This is a genomic window from Streptomyces canus, from assembly GCF_030816965.1.
GTDB lineage: Bacteria > Actinomycetota > Actinomycetes > Streptomycetales > Streptomycetaceae > Streptomyces > Streptomyces canus_E.
Map to the genome: position 1 here is coordinate 6,913,827 of NZ_JAUSYQ010000002.1, position 14,075 is coordinate 6,927,901.

Here is a 14,075-nt window from a genome sequence, read left to right on the forward strand (position 1 = left end):
TCCATACAACACGGTGTCCGCGCCCCGCGCCTGATGCCCGGGAACGGTCCTGGACTGCATCTTTCGATGTACGGCGGTTTCGTCACCGGCGACGACGAAAGGGGCCGCGCGCGCCGGGAGCCTGGAGAGCGGACGAAGGGAGCGGTCGTGATCGTCGGACTGATCGTCGCGTGTGAGGTGGCCTTCTGGGTGCTGCTGGCAGCCGGGCTGACCTTCCGTTACGGGCTGCGCATGCCGCGCGTCGGGCTGGCCCTGCTGCTGTGCGAGCCGTTGCTGGAGCTCGTGCTGTTCACGGTCACCGCGATCGACCTCAGGAACGGTGCCGAACCCGACTGGAAGCACGGCCTGGCCGCCGTCTACATCGGTTTCACCGTGGGCCTCGGTCACTCCACGATCAGATGGGCGGACGCCTGGGCCGCCCACCGGTTCGCGGGCGGCCCCCCGCCGGTGAAGCCACCGAGGTACGGCACGGCCCGCGCCGTCCACGAGTGGAAGGTCGCGGGCCGCTGGATCCTCGCCGCGGTGGTCGCCGTGGCTCTGCTCCAGGCCGCGGTCTGGTACGTCGGGGACGGGCAGAGCGACTCGCTGCGCGCCTGGCAGCAACGCATGCTCTGGCTGATCGGCATCAACGTGGTCATCGCCGGCGGCTACACGCTGTTCCCCAAGCGCGGGCGCTGACGCTCCCCGCCCGGGACCCACAGCACGTTGTCGCTAGCGTTCGCCGCCAGGCACCCACAAGACGTCGCCGAGGCCCTTGTTGGCCGTGCGCGCCAAGATGAAGAGCAGGTCCGACAGGCGGTTCAGGTAGGTCGCGGTGAGAGGGTTCATCGCCTCGCCGTGGACCTCCAGCGCTGCCCACGTCGAGCGCTCGGCGCGGCGTACGACCGTGCAGGCCTGGTGGAGCAGGGCCGCGCCCGGGGTGCCGCCCGGCAGGATGAAGGAGCGGAGCTTCTCCAGCCGCTCGTTGAAGCGGTCGCAGTCCGCCTCCAGCTTGTCGACGTAGAACTGCTCGACACGCAGGGGCGGGAACTCGGGGTTCTCGACGACGGGCGTCGAGAGATCGGCTCCGACGTCGAACAGGTCGTTCTGCACACGGGTGAGGACCTTGACGACCTCCTCCTCGAGACCGCCCAGGGCGATCGCCGTGCCGATCACCGCGTTCGCCTCGTTGGTGTCCGCGTACGCGGAGATCCGCAGATCGGTCTTGGCGACCCTGCTCATGTCGCCGAGGGCGGTGGTGCCCTGGTCGCCGGTCCTGGTGTAGATGCGCGTCAGATTGACCATGAGGCCAGCGTAAGTACGCTCCGGCCGTCGAGGCGAGCTGGAGGAGGCCTGATCGCCGGTCAGATCGGCCGCCGGACGCAATCCGGACGAAGTATCACGAGAGGTGCTGGTGCTTGTCGACGAGAAGGAGGAGCTGTTGAGCGATAGGGTGCTCAACTACGCCGTACGAGACCCCTAGTGACGTCTGCCGGTGTGATGTCCGTCAGATGAGACGTGACGCGCATTACTAACCGGTCACACAGCACCTCACGAGCGCTAGGGTCCGCCGAAGAGGCAACGTAAACAGGGTGTAAGGCGTTTCAAAGGGGAGTCGCAACAGTGGCACGGAAGCTTGCCGTCATCGGCGCCGGCTTGATGGGTTCCGGTATCGCCCAGGTCTCCGCCCAGGCGGGCTGGGACGTGGTCCTCAGGGACGTCACCGACGAAGCGCTGAAGCGTGGCACCGACGGCATCAAGGCTTCGTACGACAAGTTCGTGAGCAAGGGCAAGCTGGAGGCGCACGACGCCGACGCCGCCCTCGCCCGGATCACCGCGACCACCGACCTGGACGCGGCCGCCGACGCCGACATCGTCGTCGAGGCCGTCTTCGAGAAGCTCGAAGTCAAGCACGAGATCTTCCGCACGCTCGACAAGATCGTCCGCGCGGACGCCGTGCTGGCCTCCAACACCTCCGCGATCCCGATCACCAAGATCGCGGCGGCCACCGAGCGCCCGGAGCGCGTCGTCGGCGTGCACTTCTTCTCGCCGGTGCCGATGATGCAGCTCGTCGAGCTGGTCCGCGGCTACAAGACGAGCGACGAAACCCTCGCCACCGCGCGGGAGTTCGCCGAGTCGGTCGGCAAGACCTGCATCGTCGTGAACAGGGACGTGGCGGGGTTCGTGACCACCCGTCTCATCTCCGCCCTCGTCGTCGAGGCGACCAAGCTCTACGAGTCGGGCGTCGCGACCGCCGAGGACATCGACCTCGCCTGCAAGCTGGGCTTCGGCCACTCCATGGGACCGCTCGCCACGGCGGACCTGACCGGCGTCGACATCCTGCTGCACGCCACCAGCAACATCTACACCGAGTCCCAGGACGAGAAGTTCGCCCCGCCGGAGCTGATGCGCCGGATGGTGGACGCCGGTGACATCGGACGCAAGAGCGGGCAGGGCTTCTACAAGCACTGAAACCGCACAAGCCCCTCAGGTTTCACACCCGAGGGTGAATTCGGTATCGGTTCGCTTACAGACGGCAACCTTCGACCGCCCAACGCAGTCAGAGGTGTCATCACTGGACATCAGATTCGTGGAGTACTACACGCACTCACGGGGAGCGCATATGTACATCAGGGGCGACCACGCCGAGCTGGTCGTCGGGGGCCGCCTCGACGTCCGCAGCGCGGCGGACGCCCGTACGGTCCTGCACTCGGCCGTCGACGACGGAGTCGGCGATCTGGTGCTCGACCTGTCCGAGCTGGATTCCTGGGACGCCACCGGGCTCGGGGTGATCATGGGGGCGCACCGCAGGGCCGGTCGCTGCGGTCGCCGACTGGTGCTGCGCGACGTACCTCCGCAGATGCAGCGCCTCCTGGTCGCCACCCGACTGCACCGGATCCTGGCGATCGAGGGTGGCATCGGGGTGGAGTCACTGCCCCGCGTGTGACCCCGGCCATCCAGGCGAAACGTATCCCGCGCGCAATCCTCACGAGACTGTGACGTCTCGGACGGCGCGGGACCCCGGGCTGTCGTAGATACTGTGCGAAGGTTTAGGGTTCGGTCGCCCGCTGTCTGCATCCCTTCCAGCGGGCCCGGACCAGAAGCGACAGCGCAGTGTGCTGCAGGCCGGGAGGGGCCACTGACGGCACACGAGACGCTTTTGGGGGGCTTGAACCTATGGACCCGAACAACCGGGGACCCGAGGAGTACGGCCATGACGACGACGGTGGCTCGCCGCGTCAGCGGCCTCCCAGGGATTCCCTCACACCGGACTTCGGCCAGCACTCGCCCGCGCTCGCCCGCACCGTGCAGCTCGTCGCCGGTGACTTCCTGCTCACCGTCAACCCCGTCGACGGCAGCGAGATAGAGGCCTGCCCGCCCGGCGAGCGGCCGGGACGACCCGAGAGGTACAGCGCCGCCGAACGCGCGGAGGTGGACCGGGCGGCCCGCCCGCCCGTCCCGCCCGGACCGACCCGCACCGCGCTGTCGCTCCTGGCCCGCCAGGACGAACGCGAACGACTCGTGCGGCTGCTCGCCCGCGGCCGCTCGGTACGCCTGACCGGCCCCGCCGGCTCCGGCCGCACCAGCCTCCTCGACCTCGTCGCCGAGGACTGCGCGGATCTCGCCCCCGACGGAGTGGTCCGCCTCACCGGCTTCAACCGCACGGCGAGCGAGCTGCTGTACGACCTCTTCCACGCCGTCTTCAACGCGCCCCTGCACCGCCCCGACCGGGACGAACTGCTCTCCTGCGTGAGGGAGGTCGGCGCGGTCGTCGTCCTCGACGACATCGAGTTCGGCGGCGCGGCCCTCGACGAACTGCTGGACGCCACCCCCGAGTGCGCGTTCGTGATCGGCGCGACGCCCGACGTGCCCGCGCCCTCGGCCGACTCCGCCGTCGAGGAGATCTTCCTCAGCGGCCTGGAGCGCGCCGACGGTGTGGAGCTCCTGGAGCGTTCCGTCGGCCGGGTGCTGACGGAAGAGGAGTCCAACTGGGCGGGCGACCTCTGGTTCGAGTCCGAGGGGCTGCCCCTGCGCTTCGTCCAGGCGGGTGCTCTGCTCAGGCAGCGCGACCGGCTGCGGGCCGGGGCGAACGCCGTCGACGAGTTCGGCGTCTTCGCGGACGCGGCCCCGGTGGACGCCCCGTTCACCCCTGACGAGGGCGAGGAGATGCCCCTGCCCGCGCTCGGCGAGGCCGCGGCACCGGCCCCGCTGCTCGCGTCCCGGCTGAGCCAGTCCGCGCGCGCCACCCTGCGGTTCGCCGTCGCGCTCGGCGGCGAGGTGCCCCACCAGGCGCACCTGCCCGCCCTGGTCGGCGACACCCACGCGGACGCCGCACTCGGCGAGCTCGCGGACTGCGGTCTGGTCTCCCCGGTCGGCTCCCGCTACCGGCTCGCCGCCGGTGTCCTCGCCCAGCTGGAAGCCGCCGGATACGGCGACGACATCGAGACCCGCGCCCTCACCGCCGCCCAGCACTACGGCTGGTGGGCCGGACATCCCTCGGTCACCCCCGAGCGGGTGTGCGCCGAGGCCGACGCCCTGCTCGCCGCCCTGGCCGTCCTGGTCCCGGCCACCACCCCGCCCGCCGAGGGCGAGGAGGCCGCCACCGTGCAGCTGGCCCGCACAGCGGCGCCCGCGTTCGCCGCCGGCGGCCACTGGGGGGCCTGGGAGCGTTCGCTGCGGGCCGGTGCCGAGGCCTCCCGGCTGGCCGGCGAGGTGTCCGAACAGTCCTACTTCCACCACGAGCTCGGCATCCTCGCGCTCTGCGGCGGACAGCTCGACCGGGCCCGCGCCGAACTGGAGGCCTCCATCGGCCTGCGCGGCGCCCTCGCCGACAAGCGCGGCACCGTCGCGGGCCGCCGAGCCCTCGCCCTGGTCTCCGACCGGGACGGCAGTGCGCCCGGCCTGGCCGGCCTCGGCGCGATGGCGGGCGAGGAGATTCCCGACGCCCGGTACGACGAGTCCGCTTCACCGCCCGGGGGAGTCCCCGCGGCCTTCCCGCCGCTCCAGCCGCCGGCCGACTCGCAGACCATCGTCGTCCACCGCTCGCCCTCCACGCCCGCGCCCTCGCGCAAGGCCCGGGGCGGACTCAAGGGCCTGGCCAAGCGCAATCTCGTCGCGGCCGGCGCGGGTGCGCTGCTGGTCGCGGTGCTCGGCACGGTCGTGACGCTGGGCGCCACCTCCGACAACGACCCGAACTCCCCGTCCAACGAGGTGGGCGTCAACCCGTCGGCCAGCGTCGGCATCGACGACGGCAACCTCGGCGCCGACGTCCCGAAGAACGACGACAACCCCGGTGACACCGGCACGGCGACGTCCCGTCCGACCGACCCGGGGCCCGACGGGACGTACGGGACTTCGGACGATCCGACGCCTACGGATGTGGCGGAGCCGTCGGACAGGCCGAGCGGGACGCAGCGCCCGGGGAGCGGCACCCCGAGTTCGCCGAAGCCGACGACGCCCAAGCCGTCGACGACGAAGCCGTCGACACCGTCCACACCGACGGGGTCCGGTACACCGACACCCACCCCGACGCCGACCACGCCGTCCGAAACTCCGTCGAGCACACCCACGACCGAGCCCTCCACCTCCGACTCGGCCAGCGGCCCCGCCTCCACCACCCCGGTGGAGACCAGCAGCTCCGCCAGTGCCCCGCAGAGCAGCACCGTGAGCTCTCCGAGTGGTGCGGTCATCTAGAAACACCGGGCGACACCAGAAGGCCGGGTCCAAGAAGCGGACCCGGCCTTCGTCGTCGTAGAAGAGGCGCTGTCAGAACAGCCGCAGCTTGTCGTCCTCGATGCCCCGCAGCGCGTCGTAGTCCATGACGTGGCAGCCGATACCGCGGTCGGTCGCGAGGACACGGGCCTGGGGCTTGATCTCCTGGGCGGCGAAGATGCCGCGGACCGGGGCGAGATGAGGGTCCCGGTTCAACAGGTCGAGATAGCGGGTGAGTTGCTCGACGCCGTCGATCTCGCCGCGCCGCTTGATCTCCACCGCGACCGTCTGGCCGTCGGCGTCCCGGCACAGGATGTCGACGGGGCCGATGGCCGTCATGTACTCGCGGCGGATCAGGGTGTAGCCGTCGCCGAGCGTTTCGATGCGGTCGGCGAGCAGCTCCTGAAGGTGCGCTTCCACGCCGTCCTTGATCAGGCCAGGATCCACGCCGAGTTCGTGCGAGGAGTCGTGGAGAACTTCCTCCATCGTGATGATGAGCTTCTCGCCCGCCTTGTTGATGACGGTCCAGACGCCCACGGCGCCCTCGGGAAAGCCCCCGGTCTCCTCCTTCAACGTGCAGGGCGGCGACATCCAGTTCAGGGGCTTGTAGGCCCGGTCGTCGGCGTGGATGGAGACGCTGCCGTCGGCCTTCACCAGGATCAGACGGGGGGCCGAGGGCAGGTGGGCGGTGAGCCGGCCCGCGTAGTCGACGGAACACCGGGCAATGACGAGACGCATGGTCGGCAACGCTACTCGACGGGCGCATGTCCACGCGATTCGGCCCGTAAGGCTGTGGAGAAACCCTGTTCACTTGTGGCCGATTGTGGGCCTGTTGGGAGTGCTCTTTGTTCGCATTCTCCTGGTGCCGTCACCGTCGGTTGCCTACCGTAGTAAACGGGAGGTCGCGAGGCGTGTACTGAGCGTGTCCGGCAGCGCGAACTCCCTCATCTGTCCGGCAACCCCTGCGCAATCGGGGGTGCGAGAGGAGAACCCATGTCGCTCGACGTCTCACCGGCCCTACTCGAGAAGGCCGAGCGAGGCGAGGTCGACGAAGCGGAATTCGTCGACTGCGTCCGGACCTCCCTGCCCTACGCATGGGAGATGATCAGCTCCCTGGTGGCCCAGCTGAAGGTCGACGGCGGCAACTTCGCCGACAACCAGACGCCCCCGCCGGACGAGCAGGCACGCGGTCAGCTGCTGCGTGCGCTTGCGAGTGACGCGATACGCGGCGCGCTTCAGCGGCACTTCGGTGTGCGGCTGGCTTTCCAGAACTGCCATCGGGTGGCGGTGTTCCCGTTGGACTCCTCGGTCGACGAGACGCTGGTCCGCTTCACCTCGGTGCGCAGTCAGCTGCTGAACCAGTCTCCGGAGTTCCGGGACTGCTGACGCGGCGCCGCTTGCTTGCCGCTCCGTACGCGGGAGGTGCATCAGTACCGGGGCGGCAAGCTCCCGCCGGACAGGGCTGTTCCGTTTCAGGTCAGATGCGGCAGCACTTCCGCACCCAGCCGCCGTACGTTCTCCTCGGTTGCCGCCAGATCTCCCGAGCCCTCGACGAGCAGGGCGAAGCGGGAGACACCCGTCCGTTCGCTGGTCGCCGCGAGGCGGTCTGCGCACAGCCGCGGGGTCCCCACCGGGTGCAGCCCGCAGAGCAGTTCCGTGTAGGCCACCGGATCGCGCATCTGCCGTGCCCGGCCGTCGACCGTGACATGGGCGCCGAGTCCCTGCCTGAGCCAGCCCGGCATCGCCTTCACCAGGGCCTCCACCGCGTCCGTGCGCCGGTCCGCGATCTGGCAGACGCCGGCCGAGACATGGGGCGCGTTCAGGACCTTCTCCGGCGCGTGTCCGGCGGTGCGCGCCTGCCTGCGCCACAGGGCGACCATCTCCGCCTTCTCCTCGTCCCCGACATGCATCCCGAGCAGCATCGGCAGCCCGCGCTCGGCGGCCAGCCGGACGCTCGCGGGGGAGGTGCAGGCGACGATCACCTCGGGGCCGTCCGCTTCCGTGAGCGACTCCGACGGCCGTGGTACGACGGGCACTTCGCGGAAGCGGAAACGCTCGCCGTCGGCTCCGACGGAGGGTTCGCGCAGCCAGCGCACCAGCAGATCGAGTGATTCCGGGAACCCCTTCTCGTACGCCTGAAGACCCGACCCGAACACCTCCAGGTCGACCCACGGACCGCCGCGCCCCACGCCCAGCGAGAAGCGCCCGCCGCTCGTCATGTGCAGCAGCGCGGCCTGTTCGCCGAGGGCGACGGGGTGGACCGTGGGCAGCACGCTCACGGCGGTGCCGACGCGGATACGGCGGGTGCGGCCCAGCAGCAGGGCCGCCAGGGTGATCGCCGACGGGCAGGTGCCGTACGGTACGAAGTGGTGTTCTGCCAGCCAGACCGCGTCGAGTCCGGCCTCCTCAGCGACCTCGGCCGAGCGGACCGCGCGGTGCAGCGCCTCCCCCTGGCCCTGCCCCGGGAACTGGGCCGCCAACACGAAACTTCCCACGTGCATGTGCTTTTCCTGCTTCCTTGGCTCCGACACGGAGCTCCCCCACCCGGCATAACCGTCTGACACGTGCCGAGGACACGGCCTGGCGGAGAGATTTGCCGATTGTCTTCAGAATGGGTCGCCCCGAAGGGGCACTTGTGGGGGTTGGCGCCCTACGCGTACCCCGCCTCGTGCCGCGTAGGCTGGACACGGTCCCTGCTCCCTGTATAGCCCCGTGAGGTGTCCTGTGTCCCCGCGTCGCAACCGACCCAAGGGTTCCGGTTCGTCGGACTCGGCCGGCCGGAGTGCCGAGGACGACCGTTCCGGCCGCTATGGCGGCTTCCAGTCCTCGACGCACTGGCAGGGCGAGGACTGGAACGTCCGGCATGTGGCAGGGGCGAGCGCGCAGGGCAAGACGTACCGCTGTCCGGGCTGCGACCAGATGATCCCGGACGGTGTCCCGCACGTCGTGGCCTGGCCGGACCACTCAGGTGTCGACGAGCGCAGACACTGGCACAAGGCGTGCTGGAACGCGCGGGACCGCCGCACCACGCGGGTGCAGCGGTCCCGTAACGCGCCGAGGTTCTAGGGGATCAGACGTCCCGCTTCTCCAGCAGGGCGAAGGCGCAGGCGAACGCCGCGGCCGTCACACCGATGATGATCCACAGCGGGTCCCAGCCCGAAGGGCCGGTCTCGGTGAGGGAGTTGGAGTAGAACACGCTGAGCTGGTTCGGGATGGAGTACTCGAACAGCGCCTGGCGCAGGCCCTCCAGGGACGGCGAGAACATGAACAGCGCGATGACCAGCGGGGCCAGCACGATACCGATCATGATGGTGATCGCGCCCGCCGAGTGCCGGATGATCGATCCGATGATCAGCGAGAACAGGCCGAGCAGGGCGATGTAGAGCGAGATGCCGAAGGTGCCCTTCAGCCACTCCTGGCCGGTCGGAGTCCGGGCTCCGTCCAGCAGGGCCACGTCCGCCAGGGCGACGACGAGGACCGAGACGAGGGTCGTCACGAAGGCGACGGCGAAGAACACGACCGCCTTCGCCGCGAGGACGCGGCCGCGGGAGGGGCAGGCGACCATCGTCGTACGGATCATTCCGGTGCCGTACTCCGAGGCCGTGGTCAGCACACCGAGCGTGATGACGCACATGCTGCCGAGCAGCAGCCCGAAGAAGCCGAACGACAGCGGGTTCTCGTCCCGCAGACTCTCCTGGGACGTGTTGGCTGCGAGCAGCGCGGCGACCGCGAGGCCGATCCCGACATTGAGCACCACGAACACGCCCAGCGTCCACATCGTCGACCGCACCGACCGGATCTTCGTCCACTCCGACGCGATGGCGTTCCCGAGATGGGTGCGCACGACGGGAATCGGTGAGGTGTAGCCGGGATACGACGGCCCGTCCGCCTGCCGGTTCGGCACGGCGGCCTGGGCCTGCGGCATCGAGGGCTGCGGGGTGCTCATCGGACGTCCTCGGGCTGGGTCGGGGTGGCGGGAGCGGAGGCCTGCGGCTGCGGCACGGGTGCGGCCGGGAGGGCTCCTCCGGGCGGGGCCTGCGCGGGCGGGGCGTCGGAGGGCGGAGCCGCGGGAGCCTGGACCGGCGGCTGAGCCTGGCCCTGGGAAGCCGCGGGGCCCGCCTGGGCGTACGGATGGGGCATGCCGGCGCCGGGACCGCCGTACGGGCCCGTCTGCACCTGGGCCTGCGGGCCTGCGAACGGCTGCCCGCCCTGCTGGGGCGGCGGCGGGGCGTACCAGCCCGGCTGCCCCTGGCCCGGGACCGGCATGGGGGGCTGCGCGCCCGGCGGGAGGGGCTGCATCAGGCCCGCCTTCTGGTCGATGGTCGAGCGGTAGTCCACCGAGCCCTGCGTCATCCGCATGTAGGCCTCCTCCAGCGAGGCCTGGTGCGGCGACAGCTCCCACAGGCGTACGTCCGTGTCGTGCGCGATGTCGCTGATGCGGGGGAGGGCCAGCCCCGTGACCCGCAGCGCCCCGTCCTGCTCCGGCAGGACGTGCCCGCCGGCCTCCGTGATCGCGGCCGACAGCTTCTCGCGCAGCTGCGGCTCGGTGTCCGGCGTCCGCACTCGCGCGAAGCCCGCGGAGTTCGCGGCGATGAAGTCCTGGATGCTCATGTCGGCGAGCAGCTGCCCGCGTCCGATGACGATGAGGTGGTCGGCGGTCAGCGCCATCTCGCTCATGAGGTGGGAGGAGACGAAGACCGTACGGCCCTCCGCCGCAAGCGCCTTCATGAGGTTGCGCACCCACAGGATGCCCTCGGGGTCGAGCCCGTTGACCGGCTCGTCGAAGAGCAGCACCTGGGGGTCGCCGAGCAGCGCGGCCGCGATCCCGAGACGCTGCCCCATGCCGAGAGAGAAGCCCTTGGAACGCTTCCTGGCCACGTCCTGGAGGCCCACCACGCCCAGCACCTCGTCCACCCTGCGGGCCGGGATCCCGGACAGCTGGGCCAGGCACAGCAGGTGGTTACGGGCCGCCCGCCCGCCGTGCACGGCCTTGGCGTCGATCAGCGCACCGACCTGCCGGGCCGCGTTCGGCAGCTTGCGATACGGGTAGCCGCCGATCGTCACCCGCCCCGAGGTGGGGTTGTCCAGCCCGAGGATCATCCGCATGGTCGTCGACTTGCCCGAGCCGTTGGGGCCCAGGAAGCCGGTGACGGTACCGGGACGCACCTGGAAGGAAAGGTTGTACACAGCGGTCTTGTCGCCGTAGCGCTTGGTCAGGCCGACTGCCTCGATCATGCTCCGCACCCATCGCAAGGTTCAGGACAGCGGGGCACACGCCCCCCGTAAGGGTTAGGAGCTTATCGGGGCGCTGACGGTTCCGCTCAAATGAAAGCAAAGGCTCAGCGCGTCACGCGTCCCGCTTCTTCAACAGGACATAACCGCCGATCAGCGCCGCCGCCACCCACAGCGCCATGATCCCGAGCCCGCCCCAGGGGCCGTAGGGAGTGTCGTCGTCGATCGGGGTGACCACCTGCATGATCCTGCTGCCGGCCTGGTCGGGCAGGAACCGGCCGATCTTCTCGGTGGCCGAGACGTTGCCGAGGATGTTGGAGATGAGGAAGAAGAACGGCATCAGGATGCCCAGCGACAGCATCGGCGAGCGCAGCATCGCGGCGACGCCCATCGAGAACATCGCGATGAGAGTCATGTAGACGCCACCGCCGATCACGGCCCGCAGCACGCCCGGGTCACCGATCTCCGCCCGGTGCGAGCCGAGCATCGCCTGCCCGAGGAAGAACGTCACGAAGCTGGTGACGAGACCGACGGCCAGCGACAGCCCGGTGGCGACCGCGATCTTGCTGACCAGGAAGCTGCCGCGCTGAGGCACGGCGGCCAGCGAGGTGCGGATCATGCCGGTGCTGTACTCGTTCGAGACGACGAGCACCCCGAACACGATCATCGCGAGCTGTCCGAGGCTCATCCCGGCGAAACTGATGAAAGTCGGGTCGAACGAGAGCTTGTCCTCGCGGCTCATGTTGTCGAACTCGTTCTTCGACAGGGCCGAGATCAGGATGCCGAGCCCGATGGTGACGACCACGGCGAGGGAGAGCGTCCACACCGTGGAGGCCACCGACCGGATCTTGGTCCACTCGGAGCGGATGACCTGGGTCGCCGCCATGGTCAGTTCCCCTTCCAGCCGTCGCCCCACAGCTGCTGGGGCGGCAGCGGTGCGTCGACGGGTGTGTCGGTGTGGGCGTGGTACTCGACCGACTCCGCGGTCAGCCGCATGAACGCCTCCTCCAGGGAGGCCTGTTGGGGGCTCAGCTCGTGCAGCACCAGCTGGTGCTGCGCGGCCAGCTCACCGATGTACTCGGACTTGCTTCCGTCGACCTCCAGTGTGCCGTTCCCGGTCTCCACGACGGTCACCCCGGCCGCGTGCAGCACGTCGAGCAGCCGTTCGCGCTGCGGAGTGCGGATACGGACGTAGGAGCGCGAGTTCTGCGCGATGAAGTCGGCCATGGAGGTGTCGGCGAGCAGCCGTCCCTGGCCGATGACGACGAGGTGATCGGCGGTCAGCGCCATCTCGCTCATGAGGTGGGAGGAGACGAAGACCGTACGGCCCTGCGCGGCAAGGGACTTCATCAGATTGCGGATCCAGTGGATGCCTTCGGGATCGAGCCCGTTGACCGGCTCGTCGAACATCAGGATCTGCGGATCGCCGAGCAACGCGCCCGCGATGCCGAGCCGCTGGCCCATGCCGAGCGAGAAGCCCTTGGCCTTCTTCCTCGCGACGGCGGTGAGACCGACCGTGTCGAGGACCTCGTGCACCCGCTTCTTCGGGATGCCGTTGCTCTGCGCGAGACACAGCAGGTGGTTGAAGGCGCTGCGCCCGCCGTGCATGGCCTTGGCGTCCAGCAGGGCGCCGATGTACGTGAGCGGGTCCCTGAGCTGGTCGTAGTGCTTGCCGTCGATGCGGACGTCCCCGGCGGTGGGCCGGTCCAGGCCCAGCATCATGCGCATGGTGGTCGACTTGCCGGCGCCGTTGGGACCGAGGAAGCCCGTGACGATGCCCGGTCTGACGCTGAAGGTCAGGTTGTTGACCGCCACCTTCTCGCCGTACCGCTTCGTCAGGCCCGCTAGCTCGATCATGCGGACCACGCTAGGTGCGGGGTTCGTCAGATGCCAATCGTGTGGGCAAACGGAGACAGACGAGAAGGGCAAGAATGCGCCACCCGGGAGGTGGAGGACAGCGCACGGCGCGGGGTCGGCGAGACTCCCGACCGGTGCGCGGCTGAGTCCGAGCGGTGCGGGACGCCCGCCCCAGCAGGAGGAACATCCCGCCGTACGGCCGGGCAGGGCGGGTTCCCGACGTGCACCGGTAGCCCCCGGACACGCCAAAGGCCCGCACCTGTCGGGGGAGAAGGTGCGGGCCCTTGATGTGCCGTCAGGTGGTGTTACCGGGACTGCTGGGCCGGAACCCCACGGGAGATCGGCTCGTCGTCGGCGGGGGTGCCGGCGGCGGCCACCGCGGCGCCCGTGAGCGTGGCGAGCATCTCGCGGACGTTCGTCAGCTGGGCGTTGATCGAGTCGCGACGGTTCGTCAGAGCCGCAAGCTCCCGCTCGGATTCCGAACGGATGCGGTCGGCCTTGGCGTTGGCGTCGGCCACGATGTCCTCGGCCTGGCGCTGCGCGGTCTCCACCGTCTGGCGGGCGCGGCGCTCGGCGTCGGTGCGCAGCTTCTCGGCCTCCAGGCGCAGCTGCTCCGCGCGGTGCTCGATCTCCGCGAGACGCTTCTCCGCCTTCTGCTGACGCGAGGCCAGGTCGCGCTCGGACTGCTCGCGGCGCTTGGCGAGGTTGGTCTCGAAGTCGGCGGCGGCCTGCGCGGCCTTGGCGCGGGTCTCCTCGAAGAGGGCGTCCGCCTCCTCACGCTTCTGCTGCGCGTCCTTCTGCGCCTCCTGACGGAGCTGAGAGGAGTCGCTCTTGGCCTTCTCGACGATCCGGACGCCCTCGTCCTCGGCCTTGGCCTTGCGCTCCGCAGCGAACGATTCTGCGTCGTTGCGGACCTGCTGGGCCGCCGACTCGGCGAGTTCGCGGTGCTGCTCGGCCGCGCGACGGGCCTCCTCGCGCAGGTCCTTGGCCTCCTCCTCGGCGAGGCGGAGGATCTTCTCGACACGCGCGCCGAGGCCGGCGTACGACGGCTCGGCGTCGGAGACCTGGGCCTGGGCGTTCTGCGTCTCGAGATGGAGCTCCTCGATGCGCTTTTCCAGGGCGGTGATGCGGGAAAGAGCGCTGTCACGGTCGGAGACGAGCTTGGAGATCCGTTCGTCCACCTGAGCGCGGTCGTACCCACGCCGCACAAGCTCGAAGCCGTAGGGGGAAGTGTCGCTCATGGGGTTCCTGTCAAATGAGACCGGTGAGGTGATAGGGGGAATCCTAGGGGCCGA

At 69.8% G+C, this 14,075-nt stretch carries 14 protein-coding genes and 1 pseudogene; 7 read left to right on the top strand and 8 right to left on the bottom strand.

Features of this window, described 5'->3' with window-relative positions:
• Positions 1-147 precede the first annotated feature (147 nt).
• Positions 148-678, top strand: coding sequence for a hypothetical protein (locus QF027_RS32950; RefSeq protein WP_306976276.1), 531 nt, complete (start codon positions 148-150; stop codon positions 676-678).
• A gap of 33 nt (positions 679-711) precedes the next feature.
• Here QF027_RS32950 and QF027_RS32955 read toward each other — a convergent pair whose 3' ends face one another.
• Positions 712-1,284: a cob(I)yrinic acid a,c-diamide adenosyltransferase gene (locus tag QF027_RS32955; RefSeq protein WP_307078764.1), complete on the bottom strand. Its 573-nt coding sequence runs from the start codon at positions 1,282-1,284 to the stop codon at positions 712-714.
• A 70-nt stretch (positions 1,285-1,354) separates the two neighbouring features.
• Here QF027_RS32955 and QF027_RS32960 point away from each other — a divergent pair.
• The 4 genes and pseudogenes from QF027_RS32960 to QF027_RS32975 all read left to right on the top strand — a co-directional run.
• A pseudogene (locus QF027_RS32960) lies at positions 1,355-1,462 on the top strand (TetR/AcrR family transcriptional regulator); the annotation flags it as partial.
• A gap of 140 nt (positions 1,463-1,602) precedes the next feature.
• Positions 1,603-2,451 carry a 3-hydroxyacyl-CoA dehydrogenase family protein gene (locus tag QF027_RS32965; RefSeq protein WP_307078766.1) on the top strand — a complete coding sequence of 283 codons (849 nt, stop codon included), beginning with the start codon at positions 1,603-1,605 and terminating at the stop codon, positions 2,449-2,451.
• 151 nt (positions 2,452-2,602) lie between these two features.
• Positions 2,603-2,926, top strand: coding sequence for an STAS domain-containing protein (locus QF027_RS32970; RefSeq protein WP_031040714.1), 324 nt, complete (start codon positions 2,603-2,605; stop codon positions 2,924-2,926).
• Between the two features lie 230 nt (positions 2,927-3,156).
• Positions 3,157-5,673 (top strand): ATP-binding protein, encoded by a 2,517-nt coding sequence (locus QF027_RS32975; protein WP_307078768.1) that lies wholly within the window; start codon positions 3,157-3,159, stop codon positions 5,671-5,673.
• A gap of 72 nt (positions 5,674-5,745) precedes the next feature.
• Here the strand turns inward: QF027_RS32975 and nucS are convergent, their stop codons facing one another.
• Complete coding sequence (nucS, locus tag QF027_RS32980) at positions 5,746-6,429, bottom strand: endonuclease NucS (protein WP_306976267.1); 684 nt, start codon at positions 6,427-6,429, stop codon at positions 5,746-5,748.
• Positions 6,430-6,684: 255 nt separating this feature from the next.
• On the opposite strand from nucS, the gene QF027_RS32985 reads away from it, so the two are divergent.
• Entirely contained in the window at positions 6,685-7,077 is a 393-nt protein-coding gene (locus tag QF027_RS32985; RefSeq protein ID WP_007384741.1) for an SCO5389 family protein, read from the top strand.
• Positions 7,078-7,163: 86 nt separating this feature from the next.
• Here QF027_RS32985 and QF027_RS32990 read toward each other — a convergent pair whose 3' ends face one another.
• On the bottom strand, positions 7,164-8,192 hold the full coding sequence (locus QF027_RS32990; protein ID WP_306976263.1) for an LLM class flavin-dependent oxidoreductase: 1,029 nt from the start codon (positions 8,190-8,192) through the stop codon (positions 7,164-7,166).
• 223 nt (positions 8,193-8,415) lie between these two features.
• Between QF027_RS32990 and QF027_RS32995 the strand changes: the two genes are divergently transcribed.
• A complete protein-coding gene (locus tag QF027_RS32995) occupies positions 8,416-8,757 on the top strand; it encodes a hypothetical protein (protein ID WP_037721485.1) in 342 nt (113 codons plus the stop codon).
• Positions 8,758-8,761: 4 nt separating this feature from the next.
• Here the strand turns inward: QF027_RS32995 and QF027_RS33000 are convergent, their stop codons facing one another.
• The 5 genes from QF027_RS33000 to QF027_RS33020 form a co-directional block, all read right to left on the bottom strand.
• Positions 8,762-9,637 carry an ABC transporter permease subunit gene (locus QF027_RS33000; RefSeq protein WP_306976260.1) on the bottom strand — a complete coding sequence of 292 codons (876 nt, stop codon included), beginning with the start codon at positions 9,635-9,637 and terminating at the stop codon, positions 8,762-8,764.
• Positions 9,634-10,926, bottom strand: a complete 1,293-nt coding sequence (locus QF027_RS33005; protein WP_306976258.1) for an ABC transporter ATP-binding protein — start codon at positions 10,924-10,926, stop codon at positions 9,634-9,636. Before QF027_RS33005 ends, QF027_RS33000 begins: the two co-directional genes overlap by 4 nt.
• Positions 10,927-11,038: 112 nt before the next feature.
• The gene (locus QF027_RS33010; protein ID WP_306976256.1) at positions 11,039-11,809 is read right to left on the bottom strand and encodes an ABC transporter permease; all 771 of its coding nucleotides are present in this window, start codon (positions 11,807-11,809) and stop codon (positions 11,039-11,041) included.
• A 2-nt stretch (positions 11,810-11,811) separates the two neighbouring features.
• Positions 11,812-12,780, bottom strand: coding sequence for an ABC transporter ATP-binding protein (locus tag QF027_RS33015; RefSeq protein ID WP_306976255.1), 969 nt, complete (start codon positions 12,778-12,780; stop codon positions 11,812-11,814).
• A gap of 305 nt (positions 12,781-13,085) precedes the next feature.
• Entirely contained in the window at positions 13,086-14,021 is a 936-nt protein-coding gene (locus QF027_RS33020; RefSeq protein WP_069765577.1) for a cellulose-binding protein, read from the bottom strand.
• Positions 14,022-14,075 lie beyond the last annotated feature (54 nt).

Excerpts from the sequence above, each read along its gene's own strand:
- QF027_RS32955 (WP_307078764.1), bottom strand. The coding sequence starts at position 1,284 with ATGGTCAATCTGACGCGCATCTACACCAGGACCGGCGACCAGGGCACC.
- QF027_RS32970 (WP_031040714.1), top strand. The coding sequence starts at position 2,603 with ATGTACATCAGGGGCGACCACGCCGAGCTGGTCGTCGGGGGCCGCCTC.
- QF027_RS32975 (WP_307078768.1), top strand. The coding sequence starts at position 3,157 with ATGGACCCGAACAACCGGGGACCCGAGGAGTACGGCCATGACGACGAC.
- nucS (WP_306976267.1), bottom strand. The coding sequence starts at position 6,429 with ATGCGTCTCGTCATTGCCCGGTGTTCCGTCGACTACGCGGGCCGGCTC.
- QF027_RS32985 (WP_007384741.1), top strand. The coding sequence starts at position 6,685 with ATGTCGCTCGACGTCTCACCGGCCCTACTCGAGAAGGCCGAGCGAGGC.
- QF027_RS32990 (WP_306976263.1), bottom strand. The coding sequence starts at position 8,192 with ATGCACGTGGGAAGTTTCGTGTTGGCGGCCCAGTTCCCGGGGCAGGGC.
- QF027_RS33000 (WP_306976260.1), bottom strand. The coding sequence starts at position 9,637 with ATGAGCACCCCGCAGCCCTCGATGCCGCAGGCCCAGGCCGCCGTGCCG.
- QF027_RS33005 (WP_306976258.1), bottom strand. The coding sequence starts at position 10,926 with ATGATCGAGGCAGTCGGCCTGACCAAGCGCTACGGCGACAAGACCGCT.
- QF027_RS33010 (WP_306976256.1), bottom strand. The coding sequence starts at position 11,809 with ATGGCGGCGACCCAGGTCATCCGCTCCGAGTGGACCAAGATCCGGTCG.
- QF027_RS33015 (WP_306976255.1), bottom strand. The coding sequence starts at position 12,780 with ATGATCGAGCTAGCGGGCCTGACGAAGCGGTACGGCGAGAAGGTGGCG.
- QF027_RS33020 (WP_069765577.1), bottom strand. The coding sequence starts at position 14,021 with ATGAGCGACACTTCCCCCTACGGCTTCGAGCTTGTGCGGCGTGGGTAC.